This is a genomic window from Marinobacter shunpengi, assembly GCF_045449715.1.
Lineage (GTDB): Bacteria > Pseudomonadota > Gammaproteobacteria > Pseudomonadales > Oleiphilaceae > Marinobacter.
The window spans coordinates 42,248-62,763 of record NZ_JBJJLA010000010.1 but is presented as its reverse complement, the minus strand read 5'-3'; the positions used below and the strand labels follow the sequence as shown (position 1 = coordinate 62,763).

The following is a 20,516-nucleotide window of genomic DNA, read 5'->3' as shown; positions in this document are numbered from 1 at the left end:
ACCATTATTCTACATATAATTCTCTACCCGGGCCCCACCGACCCACAGTTGGACCTTCGGTAACCGCCCGCAGACGTACAAAGTACCGCCTGCCGGGGATCAGTCGCAAGGCGGCCGTGGTATTGTCCACCGTGGCCTCCTTGATCACGTCTTCAAACGAGGGATCTTCCGACAACTGCAGGAGGTAACCGGAAGCATCCTCGTTGCTTTCCCAGAATACGCGTACCTGGCGATCAATGTAGTTGGCACTGATCACCCTGACCGGCGGCAGAGTGCCGTTTACGGTCAGCGTCCGGGCCTCACTGGTGGCGACGGAATTGCCACCGGCCTCGGTGACCACCCGCCAATGGTATTGCCCCGGCTTCAGGGACTTGTTCGGGGTTGCCGATTCCTCCCCGTTCCAGTCGCTGCTGGCCACCACGTCAGTAAAGCTGCTGTCGGTGGCAATTTCCACCCGGGCTTTCTCACTGTCCCCCTGGTAACGCCACCGGAAGAGGGGGCGATCACTGTCCACTTCGGCCCTGTCCGCAGGTTCCAGCAATTCCGCGGCCCTGGCCGCCAGGTCGACCTGAAAGGCGACATTGGCGGGCATGCCGCTGGTGCCGTCTTCCATGAGTGACGCCACCTGCACCTGGTATTTGCCATTGGCAAGGCCGCCAAGGTTGATGCGGGTGTTGCCGGTCTGTTCCCGGCGAACCCAGTGCCCGGTGTTCTCGTCCAGGATATCCACCCGGTACCGCCCGGCGCCGTTTGACTGCCACGTCAGCTCAGTGGGCATGCTGCTGATGGTTTCAGGCAGTGGCCGGGTTTTCGGTGCCGGCGGCAGGCGGAGTACCCGCAGTTCTTTGGGGCCGCTGCGATTCACCGATGCGCCATAGCCCGCCGGGATCTCGCGGATATCGTCGGGCGGGCCAAAGGCAACACGGCCCTCGGTCACCTGCAGGTGACTGCCATTGCCATCCGCCTGCAGGGCAAAGGCGGTTCCCCGTACGGCGGCAATGGCCGATGGGGTTTCGATCTCGAAGCGGGCGCCTTCCTCGACCATCGGTTTGATGCGATTACTCACGCCACCCCGTTCCAGGCGTACCCGGGTATCGGTCATGCCGGTACGGCCGTAGCGGGTGAGGCGGTTGAACACGACCGAGCTGTCGGGGTTGATGCGGATGGTGGAGCCATCGGCAAGCTCGACGGTGACGATGCCGTCATGGGTAACCACGGTATCGCCGGCCAGGATCTGTTGGCCATCGGTGAGCCGCCGAATGCTGCCGGTGCCGGCAGACCGGATGCGGGCGTGGCCGCTGACTCCCTGAACCCGGGCGGGCTCGGGCTGTTGCTTGAGCCAGGCCACCGGAATCCGGATCTGATCGCCGGCACTGATGGCGGAAGGTGAGCGGAGACCATTGTAGCTGGCCAGGCGGTCCGCGGAGGCTGATGACTTCAGCAGCTCTCCGGCCACCTGTCCGAAAGACTCGCCGGATTTGAGCGTATAGGTCCAGTCCGAGGGATCACCCACGGGCTGGGCCAGGCCGGCGCTGGACGCCCCGGAGCCGCGGGCGATGGTCAGCTCGGCCAGCGGCTGGGTCGGCAACAGGCCGATCACCAGCATCAGGGCGACGGCAAGGCATGCCGGGGACAGCGGGTATCGCCGTGTCACGGAAATGGATGATTGCAAATGGCGGCCCCAGGTCATCAGGCGGAGGTGGCTTCCTCACCAACGGTGGCCTCGGCCATGGATTCCAGCCGGTAGCCCCGTTGATAGATGGTCTTGATCCGGAAACCGTTTTCCGGATTCAGCCCCAGGCGCCGACGCAGGCGACTCATATGGGTATCCACGGTCCGGGTATTGATATCCCGGGTCAGGCCCCAGACTCTCTCCAGCAGCATTTCGCGGGTGAGCAGCCGGCCCTGGTTCTGGAACAGGAACAGGGTCAGGTCGAAGTCCTTGTCGGTCAGGGTGAGCAGCTCGCCGTGCAGGGTGATGGTGCGTCGGCTGGTGTTGACCACGAAGGGGCCGTAGACCAGCTCTTCCTTGTCGGCATCCGGGTTGGAGCGACGGGCCAGGGCATTGATCCGGGCGTTGAGCTCTGCCGGCCGTGCGGGCTTGGCCAGGTAGTCGTCGGCACCGGCATCCAGGGCCTGGACGATATCCTGCTCGCTGTCGCGCTGGGTGAGGAACAGCACCGGTACCGGCCAGTTCAGTTGCGCGCGCACGTCCCGCAGCACATCCAGCCCGGTCATGTCGGGAATCTGCCAGTCCAGGATCATCAGGTCATAGCTGCGGTGGAGCACAGCGCTCAGGAACGACTGCCCCGTGGGGAAGCTGTCACAGGGGTGACCCTGGTCCGCCAGAATCTGCTGCACATGCTGAGCCTGTTCGTGTTCGTCTTCCAGCAGGGCTATGCGCATGAATTGTCTCCTGAAAACGCAAGTTTCACCGGCACCGGGTGATGAAGGACATCCGGGCGTTACTCAAACGGCTGTATAACGCTCGATATTGTGTCAAATATTTAATGACGAGTCAGTGTCATTATGTAGCGTTACGTAAGGCCGTTACGACCTTGCCGGCGGTCGCTGAAGCGATGCTGGCGAACCATTGTCGTCATTGACTGTTTGTCGGCAGGAAGGGAAATTACTGCAGCCCCAGAACCAGCCGCGGTGGCTTTTTCTCCGGACCAGTGGCGCATAGCACGCGGGGCAGGGCCAGGGCCGCTGGCTGGTGCCGTCCTGCGGGGAGGTGTCATCGATGGGCCGGGTGCCATTGCAGTCCGGGAAGCGGGTACAGGCATGGAACCGGCCGTACTTGCCCTCACGGATGCGCATGGGCGCCCGGCACTTGGGGCAGTGGATGGCGTCGGAGTCAGTGGACGCATCGGTGGATTGCCGTTGTGAGGGCGCACCAGCGCTGGCTGCTGGCTGGCGGATGAAGCCGGTGATCTGCGCCTTGAGCTGATCCAGGAACTGGCGCGGGTCGCCCTTGCCGGCCCGGATCTCCTCCAGGGTGGCTTCCCAGAGAGCGGTCATGTCCGGCTGGCTGATGGCTTCCGGCAGAGCGTGTATTAGGCTGCGGCCCTTGTCGGCGGCCCGGATATGGCGACCTTCCCGGTACAGGTAGTCCCGCCGGAAGAGGGTTTCGATGATGGCGGCCCGGGTGGCTTCGGTGCCCAGGCCGTCGGTTTCCCGCAGGGTCTTGCGCAGTTCCGGATCACTGACAAAGCGGGCGATGTTGGTCATGGCGGCCAGCAGGGTGGCATCTGTGAAATGCTGGGGGGGCTGGGTCATGCGCTCCTTCACCGAGGTGTCGGTGCAGGTGATGTCATCGCCGGCTTCCAGCCGTGGCAGGGGCTTCTTCGGTGCGCCGTCCGGTGTGGCGGACTGGCGCTGTTTGGGCTCCAGGGTCTTCCAGCCTGCTTCCAGCAGGGCGGTTTCCGTGGCCCGGAACCGGTGCTCGCCGATGGTCAGCTCCAGCCGGCCTTCCCGGTGGATGGCGTCCGCCATGAATTGCATCAGGTAGTAGCGGGCCACCAGGTTATAGACGTTCTGTTCCGCCGGTGTCAGCCGGCCCGCCGGTCGCGCCCGCAGGGTGGGGATGATGGCATGGTGGGCATCCACCTTTTTATCGTTCCAGGCCCTGGTGCGGCGTTGCAGGTCGACGCTTTCGGTGGCGGGGGCAAGACCGTCGTCCACCCGGCCGATGGCCCTGACAACGCCGGCGGCCTGTGCCAGGTGCCCTTCCGGCAGGTAGCGGCAGTCGGACCGGGGGTAGGTGATCAACTGGTGTTTTTCGTAGAGGTTCTGGGCGGTATCCAGCACATCCTTGGCCCCCATGCCAAAGGCCTTGCCCGCCTCGATCTGCAGGGCAGACAGTGACAACGGCAGGGGCGGGGCCTCCGGGCGGTCCCGGAAGCGGGCGGCGGTAATGCGACCGGGGCGATTCTGAACAGCCCTGGCAATATCCTCGGCGATGTCGCGGCTGAGCAGCCGGTCCTCGTCGTCCAGATGGTCGCGCACCGTCTCCGAGGGCAGCCACCGGGCCTCGAAGGCCCGGCTGCCATCGTCATCGACGGGTTGTGCGGTAATGGTTATGCGATACCAGGGTTTGGGCTCGAAGTCGGCGATGGTGTCGTCCCGGTGGACCACCAGTCCCAGTACCGGTGTCTGTACCCGGCCCACGGAATAGACGCCATCCGCCCCCTGTTGCTGGTAGCTCAGGGTGTAGTAGCGGGTCAGGTTGATGCCGTAGAGCCAGTCGGCCCGCTGCCGTGCCAGGGCGGAGTGGGACAGGCGCCGGAAGTCCCGGTTGTCCCTTGGGCTGGCCAGGGCCCGACTCACCGCGTCCCGGTTGAGGTCGTTGATCAGCACCCGGTGCACCGGGCACTGGACGCCGAAATACCGCAATACCTCGTCCACCAGCAATTGTCCTTCCCGGTCCGGGTCGCCAGCGTGGTAGATCACCTGTGCCTTGCGGATCAGGCTCTCCAGTACGCCCAGCTGCCTGGTGACACTGTCCCGGGGCATCAGCCGCCAGCGTTCCGGGAACACCGGCAGGTCGTCCATACGCCAGGATTTCCAGCGTGGGTCATAGCTGGCCGGCTCGGCCGGTTCCAGCAGGTGGCCGATGCACCAGCTTACCGTCACCGCCTGCTCACCTTCACCGCAACGCAACCAGCCCGGTCCCTTCTGGACGGGGCCGGGCAGGGCGTCGGCAATGGCGCGGCCCAGGCTGGGTTTCTCGGCAATGTACAGCTGCATGGTGTTGTGGGATATCCGGCGGTTCTGGGGAGAGGCAAGATGGCGCCTCGACCTCCCCCTGTCAAGACGCAGCACAGGGTGTAGACTAGATAGCAACAGCCACCACACCAACAGAGATACTTCCGGTATGCGGATACAGCAGTCGATCGAACAGAAACTGGGTGAGCATTTCGAGGGCGGTCACCTCACCGTGGAGAACGAGAGCCATATGCACAGCGTGCCGCCGAATTCCGAAACCCATTTTAAGGTCACGTTGATCTCGGACCAGTTTGAAGGGCAGTCCAGGGTGCGTCGCCACCAGGCCATCTACCAGGCCCTGTCCGAGGAGATGCAGGGCGGGGTCCATGCCCTGGCGTTGCACTTGTTTACACCGGAGGAGTGGGAGCAGGCCGGTGGTCAGGTCCCGGACTCCCCCAACTGCATGGGCGGTTCCAAACGGGAGCAGGCGTCGTGAGCCAGTTTTTCCAGATCCATCCGGAAACACCCCAGAAGCGGCTGATCAACCAGGCCGTGGACATCCTTCGCAAGGGCGGCGTTATCGTCTACCCCACTGACTCTGGTTATGCCATCGGCTGTTGCCTGGAGGACAAGCAGGCGGCGGACCGCATCAAGCGCATCCGCAGGCTGGACGACAAGCACAATTTCACCCTGGTCTGCCGGGACCTGTCGGATGTGGGTATCTACGCCAAGGTGGACAATACCCAGTACCGCCTGCTGAAGAATTTCACCCCGGGACCCTACACCTTCATCCTGGACGCCACCAGCGAGGTACCCCGCCGGCTGCTGCATCCAAAGCGGCGCACCATCGGCCTGCGGGTGCCGGACAACGCCATCGTGCAGGCACTGCTGGGGGAGTTGGGCGAGCCCATCATGAGCAGCACGTTGATCCTGCCGGGTGAGGAAGACCCCATGACCGACCCCTACGACATCCGCGATGTGCTGGAACACGAACTGGATCTGATCATTGATGGTGGCTTCTGCGGCATGGAACCCACCACCGTGGTGAACATGACCGGGGAAGTACCGGAGATTACCCGGATAGGCAAGGGCGACCCGGAGCCTTTCAGGGTCTAGCCGGTCATCAAGTTATCCAAATGGGACACTAGCGGGGCTAGGCCCGGGCGTTAAGTCGGAAGGCGTAGGCCCGGGCACTGGATGAGGTATCGCCGGAATCGCCAGAGAAGGTGCGGCGTATGCTGTCATAGCGGTGCACCAGGTCCTGCAGACCGTTGAACTGCTGATTGTCGCTGACCAGGGTGTCCAGCACGGTGTTACTGGTGCCATAGGCCTGGTTCAGCTTCAGGGCGGTATCGACGAAGGTCAGCGTCGGTTCGTTGACGCTCAGGCGCTGGAGCGCGTCCCGGAACTCCCGGCTGTTGTTCAGGTCCTGCTGGATACGTTGCCGCGGCTGTTCCGGCATCCGGCCCTGTATCTCCACCTCTCCGTTGGCCCCCCGGGAGGCGGCAATCTGGGTGGTGGGTTGCATGCTGTACTCGGCAAGCTTGTGCCGCAGGGTTTCCCGCACGAAGGCAATATCCTGCCCGACCTGTTGCCGGTACTCGGTGACGGACAGACGCCCGGTCTTGCTTCGGGGCTGACCGCCGGTGAGGGTAAAGGTGTCGTCATTGCCCTGGCGGGTATCCGCCGGCGTGGCCTGGCTGGCCTTGCCTGCCGCTCCGGCCTGTGGATCGGCGGCCTTGCGGGCGGTGGCCTGCTGGAACTGGCTACCGGCTTTGATCAGTGATGTCAGCAGAGACATGGTGGCTTTACCTCCGGAACAAACCGGCCAAACAATGACGTGTCAGGAGGAGATAAGCAGGAATCGCGCCAGGAGGCCTGATGCCGACCTTCTGCGATCTCCATCCCTGTAACTGGCAATTTTCTGATTAGCATGCTTTCCTTTAACGGATTTCAATAAAAACAACCCCATAGAAGGTAGTGGAACCATGTCCCTATTCGATCTTTCCGGAAAAGTCAGCCTGGTCACCGGTGCCGGGCGTGGCATCGGCCGCAGCATTGCCCTGGGCCTGGCCGATGCGGGCAGCGACCTGGTGTTATGCAGCCGCAGCCGTGACGAACTCGAGGCCGTGGCCGGGGAAGCTCGCAGCAAAGGCGTCCAGGCGTGGGTGGTCACCTGTGATGTGGGTGACCCGGGGCAGATCACGTCGGCCGTGGAAACCGCCATCCGCGAAGCCGGCCAGATCGACATCCTGATCAACAACGCCGGGCTGGCGATCAAGCGGCGCGCCGAAGATCTGCCGCTGGAAGACTGGCAGACCATTATCAACATCAACCTGACCGGTGTGTTCCTGATGGCGCAGGCCGTGGGTCGGCATATGCTTGAGCGTGGCAGCGGCAGCATCGTGAACATTTCGTCCATTGCCGGCAAGACTGGGCTGATCGGCTCGTCCGCCTACTGTGCAAGCAAGGGCGGCGTTGACATGCTCACCAAGACCCTGGCGGTGGAGTGGGCCGAGCGGGGGGTGCGGGTCAATTCCCTGGCGCCGGCGTATACCGAGACCCCCCTGGTCAAGTCCATCACCGATGTGCGGGCGGACTTCGCTGAAAAGGTGGTCGCCCGTACCCCCATGAAACGCATGGCCGACCCCGACGAAATGGTGGGCACCGCGATTTTCCTGGCGTCCCGGGCCTCGTCCTATGTCACCGGTGAGACGGTCATGGTCGACGGTGGCTGGACGGCCCTTGGAGCCTGAGCTGGACCTGTTTCGACTACCCAGTAATCAACAATAACGACAGAACACGAAGGAGTACCCATGAACCAAGCAGTCGTTGCCCCGGACGCCCCCTGGTTTTCCAGTTATCCCCCCGAGATTCCCCACCAGCCGGAACTGACGGGCCTGTCGGTGCACCAAATGCTGGCTCAGGCCGCCGGTCGTTGGCCGCAGCGGGCGGCCGTTAACTTCATGGGCCGTGACCTGAGCTATGGGGAGCTGGATCAGTTGGTGTCCCGGGCGGCTGCCGGCTTCCAGAAACTGGGCGTTGGTCCCGGTGTCCATGTGGGCCTGTACCTGCCCAATACGCCTCATGTCATCATCAGTTTCCTGGGCGTCCTCCGCGCCGGCGGTGTGGTGGTGAACTATTCGCCCCTGGATGCCGAGCGCATCCTGGAGCACAAGATCGGTGACAGCGAGACCGATATCATGGTCACCATGGACCTGAAGGCGCTGCTGCCCAACATGACCGGGTTCCTGGGCAGTTCCCGCCTGCGGAAACTGGTAGTGGGGTCGGTGGACGAGTTCTCCGGCCAGCCTGAGGCGGTGCGCGGCAAATTGGAGCAGGCCGGGGAACTGGCGGAGGTGCCCCCGGACGAACAGGTGATGAGCTTCACCAGCCTGCTGGATAACGATGGCCACTACCAGCGCCATGCCGAGGCCGACGACCTGGATCGGCTGGCGGTGTTGCAATATACCGGCGGTACCACTGGCGCCCCCAAGGGGGCCATGCTGACCCACGGCAACATTGCCGCTGCTGCGGATCAGTTGGGCACTGCCCTGAAAACCACGGTGGCACCCGGGGAGGAAAAGGTGCTGGCGGTGCTGCCGCCCTTCCATATCTATGCCATTGTGGTCAACATGCTGTTCGGACTGCGCAACGGTGCCACGCTGTACCTGCACATCAAGTTCGATCCGGAACAGGCCCTGGAAACCATTCAGAAGGAAAGGATCACCATGTTTCCGGCGGTGCCCACCATGCTCTCGGCCCTGTTGGCCTGCCCAAAACTGGGGGACTATCAACTGGACTCGCTGAAACTCTGCAATTCCGGCGGTGCGCCGCTGCCCGTGGAGCTGCAGCAGCGGTTCCAGGATGCGGCCAGCTGTTCGGTCAGGGAAGGCTGGGGGATGACGGAAACCACCGCCCTGGGCACCTTCACCCCGGAGGGTATGCCATCCCCCGCCGGTGCCTGCGGGGTACCGGTGCCGGGTATCGACCTGAAGATTATCGCCATGGACGGCAGTGACCGGGAAATGCCCCAGGGGGAGCGGGGTGAACTCTGCATTGCCGGCCCCAGCGTGATGACGGGCTACTGGAAGCGGGACGACGCCACCGCCGAGTCCATGACCGCCAGCGGCTATTTCCGTACCGGCGACGTGGCCTGGATGGACGACAAGGGGTTCGTCTACATCGTCGACCGCACCAAGGATATGATCATCTGCAGTGGCTACAACGTCTACCCGCGCAATATTGAGGAGGCCATCTACGAGCACCCGGCCGTGGCCGAGGTGTCGGTAATTGGCGTGCCGGATGACTACCGGGGCCAGAGCCCCCGGGCCTACATTACCCTGCGGGAGGGACAGCCAGAGCCCACCCTTGATGAGATGAAGGCTTTCCTCAAGCCGCGCCTGGGCAAGCATGAGATGATCCATGGCCTGGAAGTCAGGGATGAACTGCCAAAGACCCCGGTGGGCAAACTCTCCAAGAAGGAACTCTACGCCGAGGTAGGGCGTTGAACACAGATACCTCCACACCCGCCATGCTGAGGAGCTGGGACTGCCTGGTGGAGGACTTCCTGGCGTTCCGGTCGCAGGGGCAGGCGGTTGCCCTGGTGACACTGGTGAACTCGGAGGGCGGCTCACCCCGTCCCCCGGGGAGCCAGATGGTGGTGGCCGCCAATGGCGACTATGCCGGGCACCTGACCGGCGGCTGCGCAGAGAGCGTGATCGTCGATGAAGCCCGGGCCGCCCTGGGAGAGGGACGTAACCGGACCCTGCGCCTGGGGGCCGGTTCGGAGTACCTGGATATCCAGCTTCCCTGCGGTGCGTCGGTGGAACTCTATATCGACGTGACCGTGGACGATGAAGCCATGGCCGCCGTCCAGCGTGCCCTGGGGCGGCGCCAGGTAGTGGCCCTGGACACCCTCGCGCCGGGCTCCCACCAGGTGGTTGCCGATCCGGGGGAGAGCGGCCCTGCTAAGGGTTTCCGGCGCTGCTATTATCCACCCCGGCGGCTGTTGGTCTACGGCAAGGGGCCCAATGCCTACACCCTGGCGCGTCTGGCCCGGGAGAGTGGCCTCCAGGTATCGCTCCAATCCCCGGACCAGGCCACCCTGGCGGCCTGTGACGGTACCGGCGTGGACACCGGCCTGCTGACCTCACCAGCGTCGGTCCGGGTGCCACCACTGGATGCGCACACGGCGGTCGTGCTGATGTTCCATGAGCATGACTGGGAGCCGGCGTTACTGCGGCAATTGCTACCGACCGATGCGTTCTACCTGGGGGCGCTGGGTAGCCGCCGCACCCATCAACAACGGTGCGGACAACTGGTGGCAGAAGGTTTTCCACAGGCGCCGGAGCGCATCCGCGGACCGGTGGGGCTGGATATCGGGGCCGGCAACCCGGTGGAGATTGCCCTCTCTATACTGGCGGAAATGGTCCGGGACTATCGCCGGGGACAGGGCAGCAGGCCGCTGCTGATCAGGGCGATCTCAGGGACCATTGACCAGGTCACCTGAGAGCGGACAGATCCTCCGGCGTATCCACGTCCTCTAGTACCCCGCTGATGGGTAATCGCCAGGCCCCAGCCGCGGCCAGGAGTTTTCCAGCGCCCTGGTCCCCCTCCAGGGTCAGTACCGCCGGCCATAGCCACCGGGGCAGGTAGGCGGGAACGCCCGGACGTTCTCCATAGTCCGCCGCAAACGGCCTCTCCGGTGCCTGTCGCGCCGCGTCCCGTAGCCGCCCAAGACCGTCACGGTCAAGCAACGGCTGGTCCACCAGCACCACGAACACACCCCGGGCCGTGGACGGAAGGGTATCCATGCCTGCCTTCAGGGAGGCGGACATGCCCCGGGGCCAGTCGTCCGTATGCAGCCACGATGAAGGTCGCCGGCCAGCCCTGAGGGGAAGCAGCGGTCCCCTGCATCCCGTGATCACCCGGACATCGGCGCTGAGTTGGCGGGCCTGGCCCACGGCGTGGTCCAGCAATGGCCGGTCCCGCCAGTGGGCCAGGGCCTTGGCCCGACCGAACCGGCGGGATGCTCCCGCAGCCAGCACCAGGACCGGCAGGGTGTCCTTGGCGCGAAAGGCCGCCGCACACGCCTGCCGACGTCGCTGGCCGTTATCAGCGACCATTGGCGTCAGGCCTGCAGGGCCTTGCGCACAGCCTCGGCGGTGATGGGAATCTCCCGCAGCCGCACACCTATCGCCGCAAAGATCGCGTTGGCGATGGCGGGGCCGGTCACCGTGGTGGCCGGTTCTCCCAGGCCCACGGCGGTCTCGGTGCTGTCGATGAATTCGATCTCCAGCTCCGGTACATCCCCCATCCGCATCGGCGTATAGGTGTTGAGGTTGCGGGCCACCGGTTCGCCCTTATCGAAGTGCGTACCCTCATGGAGCGCCATGCTGGCGCCCCAAAGGGCTGCGCCTTCCACCTGGGCCCGGGCTCCGTCCGGATGGACGATGGTGCCAGCGTCGGTGACCAGGGTCAGCTTCTCCAGTTGCACCCGCCCGGTCTCCCGGTCCACGTTCACTTTAGCCACGCAAGCCGTCCAGGTAGGCATGTTGCGCTCCTGGCCGTAGGAGGTGGCGACACCCAACCCGGTGCCTTCGGGCATTTCCTGACCCCATTCCGAGAGTTCCCGCGCCCGCCGCAGCACATTGGCCTGGCGGGAGGCACCACCCACGGAATTGGGCGCTTCACCCGCATTCTTGCCCTCCGCCTTCAGCAGGGCCAGGCGGAAGTCGATGGGGTCCTGGCCCGCCTTGTGGGCGGCCTCGTCCATGAACGACTCCAGGGCGAAGTTGACCCAGCCGGAGCCCACGGAGCGCAGCCAGCCGGGGCGGAAGGTGGCATTGGCCAGGTCATTGGAGATGGCCCGTACCCGGTGCGGCCCCACGGAATACCAGTGGGCCGCCCCCTGGATGGAGAAGGGGTCGAAGGGCTCGTCGTTGGCCCCCTTGGGCATGAAGAAGGGGGCCATCACCTGGGTGGGCCAGCCCGCCGTGGCATGGTGCTCCATGGCCACGGGGTTGCCGTCGCCGTCAAAAGCCATCCGCAAACGCTGGTAGGAAGGCGAGCGCGGGGAATCGAAGCGGCTGTCGTCCTCCCGGGTCAGCACCAGCTTCACCGGTTTGCCCAGTTGCTGCGAGGCCAGGGCCGCCGGCACGGCATAGTCGCCATTCAGTCGCCGGCCAAAGCCACCACCGAGCATGTAGGTGCGCATGATCACCTGGCTCTCCTCGACGCCAAGGGCCTTGGCCAGCGTTGGAATAATCAGGGACTGCCACTGGTTGCCGGTGTGGATCTCCCAGGTGCCGTCCTTCTCGTAAGCCAGGGCGTTTACCGGCTCCATCTGGAAGTGGAGCACGCTGTGGGTTATGTAGTCCTGTTCGAAGACGTCGGCGGCGCCGCTGAAGGCATCGTCCACGCCGTCGTCCGGGAACATGATGGAGCCCTTGTCCGGGGTTTCGATCAGCTCCACGCCATGGTCCAGGATGTCCTGCTCGCCGACATCGGCGGTATCACCGGCGCTCCAGTCTACCTTCACCATCGCGGCGGCCTTGTTGGCAGCGTGGAAAGAATCGGCGATTACCACGGCCCAGCCGGGCACGGTATTGGTGGGATCCTCCAGCACAATGGTCTGCCGGTAGCCACTGACCGATTTGGCCTCGCTGTCGTCCACGTTGTTCACCGTCGCGCCATAGCGGGTCGGCGGAATCAGCGGGCGCCCGTACACCATGCCGTCCACCCTGGCATCCAGGCCGTAGCGGCTGGCGCCGTCGGTCTTGCCCGGGATATCCAGGGCCATGGACTCACGGCCGATCAGCCGCCGCTGGGAGGGCGGTTTGATGGGCATTTCCTCGAGTTCTTTCTCACTGTAGGTGCGGGTGAGGTCGCCCCGGCTGACGATATCTCCATAGCTGATGCTTTTGTCCCCGGCGACGACCTGGCTGTTGCGGGCCTGGCACTGGTCCGGGCTGACGCCGAGCAGGCGGGCGCCTTCCTCGATCAGGGCCTGCCGGCCCGCGGCCCCGGCCTGGCTCAGGGGAGTGAAGTTCTGCCACACGGACCAGCTACCACCGGTCACCATCAGGCCCCACTTGGGATCGCTGTCCACATGGTTCAGTTCCACCATGGACCAGTCCGCCTCCAGCTCGTCGGCCACGATGCGGGCCAGGGCGGTGCCCACGTGCTGGCCCATTTCCGCCTCGGCGATATTGACCACGATGCGGCCATCCGGGTGCAGGTGATACCAGATGGTGGGCTCGAAGGCTCCGGCCTGGACCACCTCCTCCGGTTGGGCAAAACTCAGCCCGGAACGGAAGAAGGCGAGGGTGAAGCCGGCGCCGGCGGCACCGATCAGGAAGCCGCGGCGGCTCATGGATAGCCCCTGGTCAGCATCGTCCTGGGAGCCCTCGGGGCGGTTGAGATAGCGGTAGAACTTACTCATTGGTGGCCCCTCCTGCCTCGGACGCCTCGACGGTGTTACCGCCGTTCAGTTCCCGGGCGGCCAGTTTGATGGCCTCGCGGATCCGTACATAGGCCATGCAGCGACAGAGGTTACCCCCCATCACCGAATTGATCTGCTCGTCGGTGGGCTCCGGGAAGTCCTGCAACATGGCGGCGGCCTGCATGATCTGGCCGCTCTGGCAGTAGCCGCACTGGGGTGTCTGGGTTTTTACCCAGGCTTTCTGCAGCGGGTGCTCGCCATCCGGGTCGAGCCCTTCTATGGTGGTGATGGTGGCATTGGCCACCGACTCCACCGGGGTAATGCAGGACCGGGTGGCCCGGCCGTTGACCAGCACCGTGCAGGCGCCGCACATGCCGATGCCGCAGCCGTACTTGGTGCCGGTCAGGTCCAGGTCATCCCGCAGGGCCCAAAGCAGGGGGGTGTCCCCCTCGATGTCCACGGTCACGGCCTGACCGTTCAGTTGGAATTCAGTTGCCATGTGTCGTCGCTCCGTTCTGGTCTCTCTCGGCCAGGGTTTATTGTTGTCTCTGGTTCCGGATGGTCTGTTCCAGGTTGTCCCAGGCCGGCTGATCGGTATGGGTGTCCCGCAGGAAGGCCAACAGGCTGGCGATTTCCTGATCACTCAGGGCATCGGCAAAACCGGGCATCATCACACCGGCGATACCCTCCTCCTGGGATACCCCGTGCAGGGTGGCCCGCACCAGGTTGACCGGGTCTGGTGCCGATACCGCACTGTTCAGACTCATCTCCGGTCGCATGGCCTTGGGATCAGCGGGGTCGTTGTAGTGGCAGGACGCGCAGGCATAGGCAAACAGCCGCTCACCCTGGCCCGTGGTCGCACTGGATTCCTGGTTTTCATGGGCGCTCTCTATGGCCGTGGAAGCCTGGTTTCCAGCCTGCTGGCTATCGCCGGCGCCGGACAGGTCACTGAGCCAGACTGACAACCCGCGGATATCGTCATCCGGTGCCAGGCCCAGCCCGGCATGGACCACTTCCGCCATGGAGCCGATGGCCACGCCATGATAGGGGGAGCCACCGCTGCGCAGGTAGGCATAGGCAGCGTCCTCGGTCCAATCCACCGGCGACCGGTTGCTGGCATTGAGGGCCGGGGCGTACCAGTCGTTGACCACGGTGCCTTCCCAGGCGCGGCTGTCGTCCTCGGCACCGAACGGATTGCGGGGTGAATGGCAGGCACTGCAGTGACCCAGCCCCTCGGCGATGTAGGCGCCGCGGTTCCAGTCCTCTCCCTTGCTGTCGTCGGCCACATAGCGACCCTCATCGAAGAACAGCAGTTTCCAGCCCGCCTGCAGCATGCGGATATTGAAGGGGAAGTCCAGGGTATTGTCCGGTGCCTCCGCCCGGATCGGCTCCCGGGTCATGATATAGGCGTAGAGATCCGCTACATCCTCATCGGTCATCCTGGTGAAATGGGTGTAGGGGAAGGCCGGGAACAGGTGCGCTCCGGACCGGTCCACCCCCTCGCGCATGGCCCGGGCGAAGGCCTCTTCGGACCACTGGCCGATGCCGGTGTCCGCATCGGGGGTGATGTTGGTGGAATAGAGTGTGCCGAATGGCGTCGGCATGGCCAGGCCGCCTGCAAAGGGTTGGTCCGGGTTGGTGGTGTGACAGGTCTGGCAGTTGCCCAGGCCGGCGAGAACTTCGCCCCGGTCGATCTGTTCCTGGCTGAACTGGTCACTGGCCGGCGGTTCCACGGGGTCTATGGAAGACTCCCACGCAATCACCAGGAAAACTGCCAGCACCACAACGGCCAGGCCAATGATTCCCATCAGGATTTTCTTGATCACCGTTCTTCTCCCTGTTTGACCCGACGATCGGGTTTTGGGTGGATACGGAGAAACCTTGTTTTATAGTTAGCGTGCTTCCGAGTGCATGACGAACATCGTCACCAGCTACTAGGAGTCTGCGCAGCAGAAAGTCGCACCGCTGCGACCGCCCCACTTTGGCCCCTTTTGAGCGCTCATTTTCGTTACATAGAACCACTATGCGCCTCAAATGACCGTCAAAATGGCCTCAAAGTGGGTCGCTCTCGCCTGGCGCGATTTCTACCGCGCAGACTCCTAGTCTAGGCAACGAATGGCCGGATTCGCCAATCCAGGTCCGGAATCCGCCCGGAGCACAGGATGGCAGGACGTCAGGGATAGTCCAGGGGGTTGAAACGGTAGAACCCGCAAAGGGTTTCATAGACCTGCGGCTGCTCGTCAAACAGGTGCGCCGGTTGCTGGAAGAAGGTCTCGGTGAGCACGGCAAAGAACTCGGCGGGCTCAGTGGCACCGTAGGGATCCAGCCAGCTTGTCTGGCGATGACGGAGGGACTGTTGCAGGTGCGCGTAGGCCTCGCTCATGGTGTGTTGCCAGTGCTGGGCCTGGGCACCGGCGAGGGGTGGCGCACCGTCGGCGGAACCATCCAGGTAGTCCAGTTGGTGGGCGAACTCATGGATGATCACGTTGTGGTGGCTGTCTGGCGACAACGCACCGCTCTCGCAGTCGTCCCAGGAAAGCACCACCTGTCCCATGGACGAGGCCTCACCGGCGCGAACCTCGTGGGCAGTGTCCACGATCATGCCATTGTGGCGGGGTTCCGTGACCTGGTAAGCAGAGGGGTAGACCAGGATACTGCGGACCTCATCGTAATTGCTGTAGGGGCGCGCGAGGATCGGCAGGCAGGCGTGGCCGGCAATGGTCAGGCGTACGGTGTCGTCCACCTCGAAGCCATCGCAGCCGTAGAACGTCTTCTCCGACAGGAACAGCTGCACCCGCTGCTCCAGGTCTGTCTTCAGGTGGGCGGGCAGGCGGTTGTACAGGGGAACCCGCTCGGTGAGCAGGGCACGCCATTGCGGGGGAAAGGGCCGTTGCAGCTCGCGGCGACGACGCCAGCGGCGGTAGAAAAAGAGATAGAACACAGCCAGTGCGATGGCGGCAATGGCAAAGACGGCGAAGATCAGGCCTGACGACATGGTCCGCTGGTACCCCTGGAAGTGTGCGGGTTGGGTTCATAGATATAGTACAGTAATCCTATCCCCTTTCAGGCCCGACGTGTTAAGGAGACACCATGAACATGACTGCCCTGGTACCCATCGCCGATGGCAGCGAAGACATTGAAGCCATTACCATTATTGACGTGCTGCGCCGTGCCAGCGTGGAAGTGACCGTGGCCAGTGTCCATGAGCACCAGACCGTGACCCTCTCCCGCCGGAGCCGGATCACCGCTGATGCCCTGCTGCAGGACTGCGTCGACCAGGACTACGACCTGATTGCCCTGCCGGGCGGCATGCCCGGGGCCCGTAACCTGTCGGAGTGCGCCTTGCTGATCGACCGCCTCCGCAAGCAGCGGGAAGCGGGGTTCTGGTACGGCGCCATCTGTGCGGCCCCGGCGGTGGCGCTGGCACCCCACGGCCTGCTGGATGGTGTTGCGGCTACCGGCCATCAGGCCTTCCGGGACGACCTGCCGGATCGGTCGCGGGAGCATGAGCGGGTTGTGGTCGACCAGAACTGTATCACCAGCCAGGGGCCCGGATCGGCCATCGAGTTTGCCCTGGAACTGGTGGCCAGGGTGTGCGGGCAGGACGTGCGCGACCAGGTGGCCGCACCGATGATGCTGCCTTAATGGGCGGGGCCTGAGGTCAGTCGTCCCGCCGGCAGGTATAGGTGATGCCATCCATTTCGAGCATGGCTTCCGGCGCCTTGTTCCAGAGCGTCACGGAGTCGTTGACGTAGCGGGCGCCGGAGGCGGTCACGCTGCGCTGGAGGGTTTCCGACCGGTCGCCCATGCTGATCGTCAGGGTTTCGTCCCCTGTAAAATGCAGGTCCATCGGTCCCATTCCCTCACAGTTGAAGTGAACCACGGACTTGACCGGTGACATGTCCTGGGCCTGCGGCTGGGCGCTGGCCGCGCCGCTGGCGGTGGGGTCCTCGTCGATCTGGATCATCTTCAGGCGGGTCCGTTCCTTGTCATCAATGATCAGCAGCCAGGTGTCTGATTCCATGCGATAGCTTGTGGCGCCCCTCAACCCATGCAGGAACCGTTGCTCCTGGGCCGAGATGGCGGGCACGCAGGCTTTCAGGGTGCTGGCCAGTTCCCGGACGGTGATGGAGGCGCCCGCCGTCTCGTAGCTGCCAAAATACCGGTTGCAGCCGGTGTAGCCGGTTACCCTGCCGTCGTTGAAGGCCACGGTGATCATCGAATTGTCGATGATGCCGCCCTTGTCCACATCTTCCACCTGCCAGACTGTGCCATCCAGCATGGGTGGTGTTGAGGGTGCCTCTTCGGTACCGCCAAACCAGCCAGCACAGCCGACCATGGCCAGGGCGGGGATCGAGATCAGTAATGAGCCAAGCAGGGAGCGTGTATTCGTCATCAGTGAGGGCACCTTGTCGTTTGCAAAAGGGAAAGTGCAAATAGCTTAGATGATGGCGGTGTGTGCGTCGACGGTCATCCGGCTGATGGAACGGTACGCGGAGAGTCAGTCCGGCAGCGGAATGAACTCTTCCTCGTCGCCGGTCACCTTTGCGAAGCGGCCCTGGCGCCAGTCGTCCTTGGCCTGCTCGATACGCTCCCTGCGGGATGACACAAAGTTCCACTCGATGAAGCGCTTGTTGAACCGTTCGCCGCCGATCAGGGCAATCCGGGTTTCCTCTCGCGCTTCAATAACCACCCCTTTTTCGTCGTTCAGCACCACCATGGAATATTGGGGCACGGTGACATCGCGGGCCTGGACACTGCCCCTTGCCACGTAGACCGCCCGTTCCTCGGCGTCCGGCAGGGTCAGGCGCTGGCCTGGTTGCAGCCAGGCTTCCAGGTACAGGGTTTCGGCAAATACTTTCACCGGCGAGGTGACGCCATAGGCCGAGCCCATCATCACCCGCACCGGAACGCCATCCACCTCGACCCCGGGAATGTCGGCATCCGGGTAATGGTGGAACGCCGGGTCAGTTTCCTCCTGGTCTTCCGGCAGCGCCATCCACAACTGCAGGCCGTCCAGCACATGGTCGGTGGCGGTGATCTCCGGGCGTTCCCGTTCGGAATGCACAATGCCACTGCCGGCCACCATCAGGTTGATATCGCCCGGGGTAATGGGCTGCAGGCTGCCCACGGAGTCCCGGTGCAGGATCTCTCCTTCAAACAGGTAGGTCACCGTCGCGATGCCGATATGAGGGTGAGGGCGCACGTTGATGCCGGTACCGGCGGCAAACCTGGCCGGCCCCATGTGATCAAAGAATATCCACGGGCCGACCATTTTACGCCTTGCGGTCGGTAGCACACGGCGAACGGAGAAGCCGCCCAGGTCACGGTCTTTAGGCTGCAGGAGCAGCTCAACGGCCCCGCATTCCTCGGTGGCCTGGCATTCGAGCTCAGCGGTCGCGGCAAGGTTACTCATGACAACGTCTCCTGTTATTGGCGGTGTGCGGTATGCCCGGTGGGGTAGGGCGATATCTCGTCAAAGTATCGGACATTGAGCCGGTTTCGGCCATGGGGAATTTGCCCTGTCTCGGAAATCCATCCGGGCCTGTTACGGCGACCTGGCTCAGCCATTGGTGAGTCCGGGGGGAGTTGGGAGGAACGCCTGGTTTTGATTTCCGGACTTGATCTTCACATCAATGATTGTGGCGTCACCCTGCTAAGCTGTGGCCGTGCTCAGACCAGCAGGGAGCCCCTCATGACCGATCAAAACTTTCGAGCAGCCGTCTATGGCACCCTGAAGCGCGGGGAGCCAAACCATCACTGGCTCGCCCGGTCAGACTTTCTGGGCACATGTTCACTATCGTCGATTGTGCTCTATGACCTCGGGCTATTCCCCGGCGCCAAGCTCGAAAGAAGTGGCGGCGTATTGGTAGAGGTGTATATGGTGGACGCGCAGATCTTCACCCGGCTGGATGAGCTGGAAGGCTACGACGCCCGTTCGCCGAATTCAGGGCTGTATGACCGTGTGCCGTTGGATACCCCTTATGGAAAGGCCTGGGTGTATATCTACAACCATGATGTGTCGGGTTACCCGGCGATTCGTTCTGGTGGCTGGTTGGCATGGGAGCCGCGTTGATGTTCCGGTTACCTCAGGGTTGTTTCGAAAATTTCGAATATTGACATCGGCCTTTTAATTTCGAATAATTCGAAAAGCTGCAGTGGTACTGAGAGGACTTACGCGATGAACTCTGTAAACGAAAAGCTTCCGACCCGGGAAGAAGCACTCCTTGCCCGAGCATGCAGCCAAGGGTTGTCAGCGGTCATTGATACCAGGTCTGAGGCACAGGACATTACTCTCACCGATCGGGAGGGTGTGGCCCATAAGGTATCTATCCCCGTCAGCGCGCTGCGTCTGTTTGTGGAGCTTCTGACTCAGCTGGGAGAAGGCAATATGGTTAAGCTGGTGCCTATCCATGCTGAACTGACGACTCAGGAGGCGGCGGACCTGCTCAATATTTCACGTCCAACCCTGATCAAACTGTTGGACGAAGGCGCACTGCCTTATCACCGCGTCGGTAACCGGCGCAAAATACTGTTTTCGGAGCTTCAGGCCTACAAGAGACAGATTGAAGAGGAGCGTCTGGCGGCTCTGGATGAACTGGGCAGCCTTGATCAGGATCTGGGGATGGGATACGAGTGAACTCACATTACACAGTAATCTACGATGCGTGTGTGATGTATCCAGCTCCGTTAAGAAGCTTTTTGATGTACTTGGCGCAAACGGGTATTTATCGTGCTCGCTGGACTGATCAAATACACGATGAATGGATTCGAAACCTGCTGGTACGACGCCCGGATATTCCCCGTGAAAAGCTGAACCGGGTTCGGGAGTTGATGGATCAGGGCGTTCCCGGCGCTCTGGTCACGGGTTACGAGGGCTTGGTCGATGCGATCGTGTTGCCAGATCCGGACGATCGCCACGTACTTGCCGCTGCCATACAGACCCGAGCGGAGGCTATTATCACGTTCAACCTGAAAGATTTTCCAGCTGAATGCATGGATCGGTACAATATTCAGGCCGTGCATCCTGATCAGTTTATCGCTGACCAGTTTGATATGGATGCTGCAAGCGTAATCAAGGCGGCGCGCAATCACCGACGCAGCCTGAAGAATCCGCCATTTACCCCAGAAGCTTATCTGGACTGCCTGATGCGCCAGGAACTACCGCAGACCGTTAATCGACTTCAGGCTCTGGCCTACCTCATTTGACGGTCGAGTAGGTTGCCTTGAAAGGGAAATGGTACCCCCGGCAGGACTCGAACCTGCTACCTTCCCCTTAGGAGGGGGACGCTCTATCCAGATGAGCTACGGGGGCCTTTCGCTGGAAAGGCCGGTATAATAACGGGGTGATGCCTATCTCTCA

General features: G+C 63.1%; 20 protein-coding genes and 1 tRNA gene. 9 read left to right on the top strand and 12 right to left on the bottom strand.

Features of this window, described 5'->3' with window-relative positions:
* Window positions 1-4 precede the first annotated feature (4 nt).
* From ACJO3T_RS04885 to ACJO3T_RS04875, 3 genes are all read right to left on the bottom strand, one after another.
* Window positions 5-1,690, bottom strand: coding sequence for a FecR domain-containing protein (locus ACJO3T_RS04885; RefSeq protein ID WP_406977957.1), 1,686 nt, complete (start codon window positions 1,688-1,690; stop codon window positions 5-7).
* Entirely contained in the window at window positions 1,690-2,406 is a 717-nt protein-coding gene (locus ACJO3T_RS04880; RefSeq protein ID WP_406962236.1) for a response regulator transcription factor, read from the bottom strand. Before ACJO3T_RS04880 ends, ACJO3T_RS04885 begins: the two co-directional genes overlap by 1 nt.
* 144 nt (window positions 2,407-2,550) lie before the next feature.
* On the bottom strand, window positions 2,551-4,749 hold the full coding sequence (locus tag ACJO3T_RS04875) for a DNA topoisomerase III (protein WP_406962238.1): 2,199 nt from the start codon (window positions 4,747-4,749) through the stop codon (window positions 2,551-2,553).
* A 127-nt stretch (window positions 4,750-4,876) separates the two neighbouring features.
* On the opposite strand from ACJO3T_RS04875, the gene ACJO3T_RS04870 reads away from it, so the two are divergent.
* Together ACJO3T_RS04870 and ACJO3T_RS04865 are read left to right on the top strand one after the other, a co-directional pair.
* Window positions 4,877-5,203 (top strand): BolA family protein, encoded by a 327-nt coding sequence (locus ACJO3T_RS04870; protein WP_406962240.1) that lies wholly within the window; start codon window positions 4,877-4,879, stop codon window positions 5,201-5,203.
* On the top strand, window positions 5,200-5,823 hold the full coding sequence (locus ACJO3T_RS04865; RefSeq protein ID WP_406962242.1) for an L-threonylcarbamoyladenylate synthase: 624 nt from the start codon (window positions 5,200-5,202) through the stop codon (window positions 5,821-5,823). Before ACJO3T_RS04870 ends, ACJO3T_RS04865 begins: the two co-directional genes overlap by 4 nt.
* A 37-nt stretch (window positions 5,824-5,860) precedes the next feature.
* Here the strand turns inward: ACJO3T_RS04865 and ACJO3T_RS04860 are convergent, their stop codons facing one another.
* Window positions 5,861-6,508, bottom strand: coding sequence for a hypothetical protein (locus ACJO3T_RS04860; protein WP_406962243.1), 648 nt, complete (start codon window positions 6,506-6,508; stop codon window positions 5,861-5,863).
* A 187-nt stretch (window positions 6,509-6,695) separates the two neighbouring features.
* Here ACJO3T_RS04860 and ACJO3T_RS04855 point away from each other — a divergent pair, with 187 nt between their 5' ends.
* From ACJO3T_RS04855 to ACJO3T_RS04845, 3 genes are read left to right on the top strand one after another with little or no spacing between them, the layout of a single operon-like run.
* Window positions 6,696-7,463 carry an SDR family NAD(P)-dependent oxidoreductase gene (locus ACJO3T_RS04855; RefSeq protein ID WP_406962245.1) on the top strand — a complete coding sequence of 256 codons (768 nt, stop codon included), beginning with the start codon at window positions 6,696-6,698 and terminating at the stop codon, window positions 7,461-7,463.
* A gap of 60 nt (window positions 7,464-7,523) precedes the next feature.
* Window positions 7,524-9,218 carry a long-chain-fatty-acid--CoA ligase gene (locus ACJO3T_RS04850; protein WP_406977956.1) on the top strand — a complete coding sequence of 565 codons (1,695 nt, stop codon included), beginning with the start codon at window positions 7,524-7,526 and terminating at the stop codon, window positions 9,216-9,218.
* On the top strand, window positions 9,215-10,219 hold the full coding sequence (locus tag ACJO3T_RS04845; protein WP_406977955.1) for an XdhC family protein: 1,005 nt from the start codon (window positions 9,215-9,217) through the stop codon (window positions 10,217-10,219). Before ACJO3T_RS04850 ends, ACJO3T_RS04845 begins: the two co-directional genes overlap by 4 nt.
* Here the strand turns inward: ACJO3T_RS04845 and ACJO3T_RS04840 are convergent.
* From ACJO3T_RS04840 to ACJO3T_RS04820, 5 genes are all read right to left on the bottom strand, one after another.
* Window positions 10,212-10,835 carry a nucleotidyltransferase family protein gene (locus ACJO3T_RS04840; protein WP_406977954.1) on the bottom strand — a complete coding sequence of 208 codons (624 nt, stop codon included), beginning with the start codon at window positions 10,833-10,835 and terminating at the stop codon, window positions 10,212-10,214. The genes ACJO3T_RS04845 and ACJO3T_RS04840 overlap by 8 nt on opposite strands.
* Window positions 10,836-10,840: 5 nt before the next feature.
* Complete coding sequence (locus ACJO3T_RS04835; protein ID WP_406977953.1) at window positions 10,841-13,153, bottom strand: xanthine dehydrogenase family protein molybdopterin-binding subunit; 2,313 nt, start codon at window positions 13,151-13,153, stop codon at window positions 10,841-10,843.
* A complete protein-coding gene (locus ACJO3T_RS04830) occupies window positions 13,146-13,652 on the bottom strand; it encodes a (2Fe-2S)-binding protein (RefSeq protein WP_406962255.1) in 507 nt (168 codons plus the stop codon). The genes ACJO3T_RS04835 and ACJO3T_RS04830 overlap by 8 nt, the downstream gene beginning before the upstream one ends.
* Window positions 13,653-13,689: 37 nt before the next feature.
* Entirely contained in the window at window positions 13,690-14,979 is a 1,290-nt protein-coding gene (locus ACJO3T_RS04825; RefSeq protein ID WP_406977952.1) for a cytochrome c, read from the bottom strand.
* Between the two features lie 347 nt (window positions 14,980-15,326).
* On the bottom strand, window positions 15,327-16,148 hold the full coding sequence (locus tag ACJO3T_RS04820) for a M90 family metallopeptidase (protein ID WP_406977951.1): 822 nt from the start codon (window positions 16,146-16,148) through the stop codon (window positions 15,327-15,329).
* A 95-nt stretch (window positions 16,149-16,243) separates the two neighbouring features.
* Between ACJO3T_RS04820 and ACJO3T_RS04815 the strand changes: the two genes are divergently transcribed.
* A complete protein-coding gene (locus ACJO3T_RS04815; RefSeq protein WP_406977950.1) occupies window positions 16,244-16,798 on the top strand; it encodes a DJ-1 family glyoxalase III in 555 nt (184 codons plus the stop codon).
* A gap of 16 nt (window positions 16,799-16,814) precedes the next feature.
* On the opposite strand, the gene ACJO3T_RS04810 is transcribed toward ACJO3T_RS04815, so the two are convergent.
* Both ACJO3T_RS04810 and ACJO3T_RS04805 read right to left on the bottom strand, forming a co-directional pair.
* Window positions 16,815-17,549: an META domain-containing protein gene (locus ACJO3T_RS04810; protein WP_406977949.1), complete on the bottom strand. Its 735-nt coding sequence runs from the start codon at window positions 17,547-17,549 to the stop codon at window positions 16,815-16,817.
* 105 nt (window positions 17,550-17,654) lie between these two features.
* Entirely contained in the window at window positions 17,655-18,569 is a 915-nt protein-coding gene (locus tag ACJO3T_RS04805) for a pirin family protein (protein WP_406977948.1), read from the bottom strand.
* Between the two features lie 279 nt (window positions 18,570-18,848).
* Between ACJO3T_RS04805 and ACJO3T_RS04800 the strand changes: the two genes are divergently transcribed.
* The 3 genes from ACJO3T_RS04800 (at window position 18,849) to ACJO3T_RS04790 (ending at window position 20,362) form a co-directional block, all read left to right on the top strand.
* Window positions 18,849-19,229, top strand: a complete 381-nt coding sequence (locus ACJO3T_RS04800) for a gamma-glutamylcyclotransferase family protein (protein WP_406977947.1) — start codon at window positions 18,849-18,851, stop codon at window positions 19,227-19,229.
* A 105-nt stretch (window positions 19,230-19,334) separates the two neighbouring features.
* A complete protein-coding gene (locus ACJO3T_RS04795) occupies window positions 19,335-19,793 on the top strand; it encodes a helix-turn-helix domain-containing protein (protein WP_406977946.1) in 459 nt (152 codons plus the stop codon).
* Window positions 19,790-20,362: a VapC50 family PIN domain-containing toxin gene (locus ACJO3T_RS04790; protein WP_406977945.1), complete on the top strand. Its 573-nt coding sequence runs from the start codon at window positions 19,790-19,792 to the stop codon at window positions 20,360-20,362. The genes ACJO3T_RS04795 and ACJO3T_RS04790 overlap by 4 nt, the downstream gene beginning before the upstream one ends.
* Before the next feature lie 29 nt (window positions 20,363-20,391).
* Here the strand turns inward: ACJO3T_RS04790 and ACJO3T_RS04785 are convergent.
* Window positions 20,392-20,468, bottom strand: a tRNA-Arg gene (locus ACJO3T_RS04785).
* Between the last annotated feature and the right edge of the window lie 48 nt (window positions 20,469-20,516).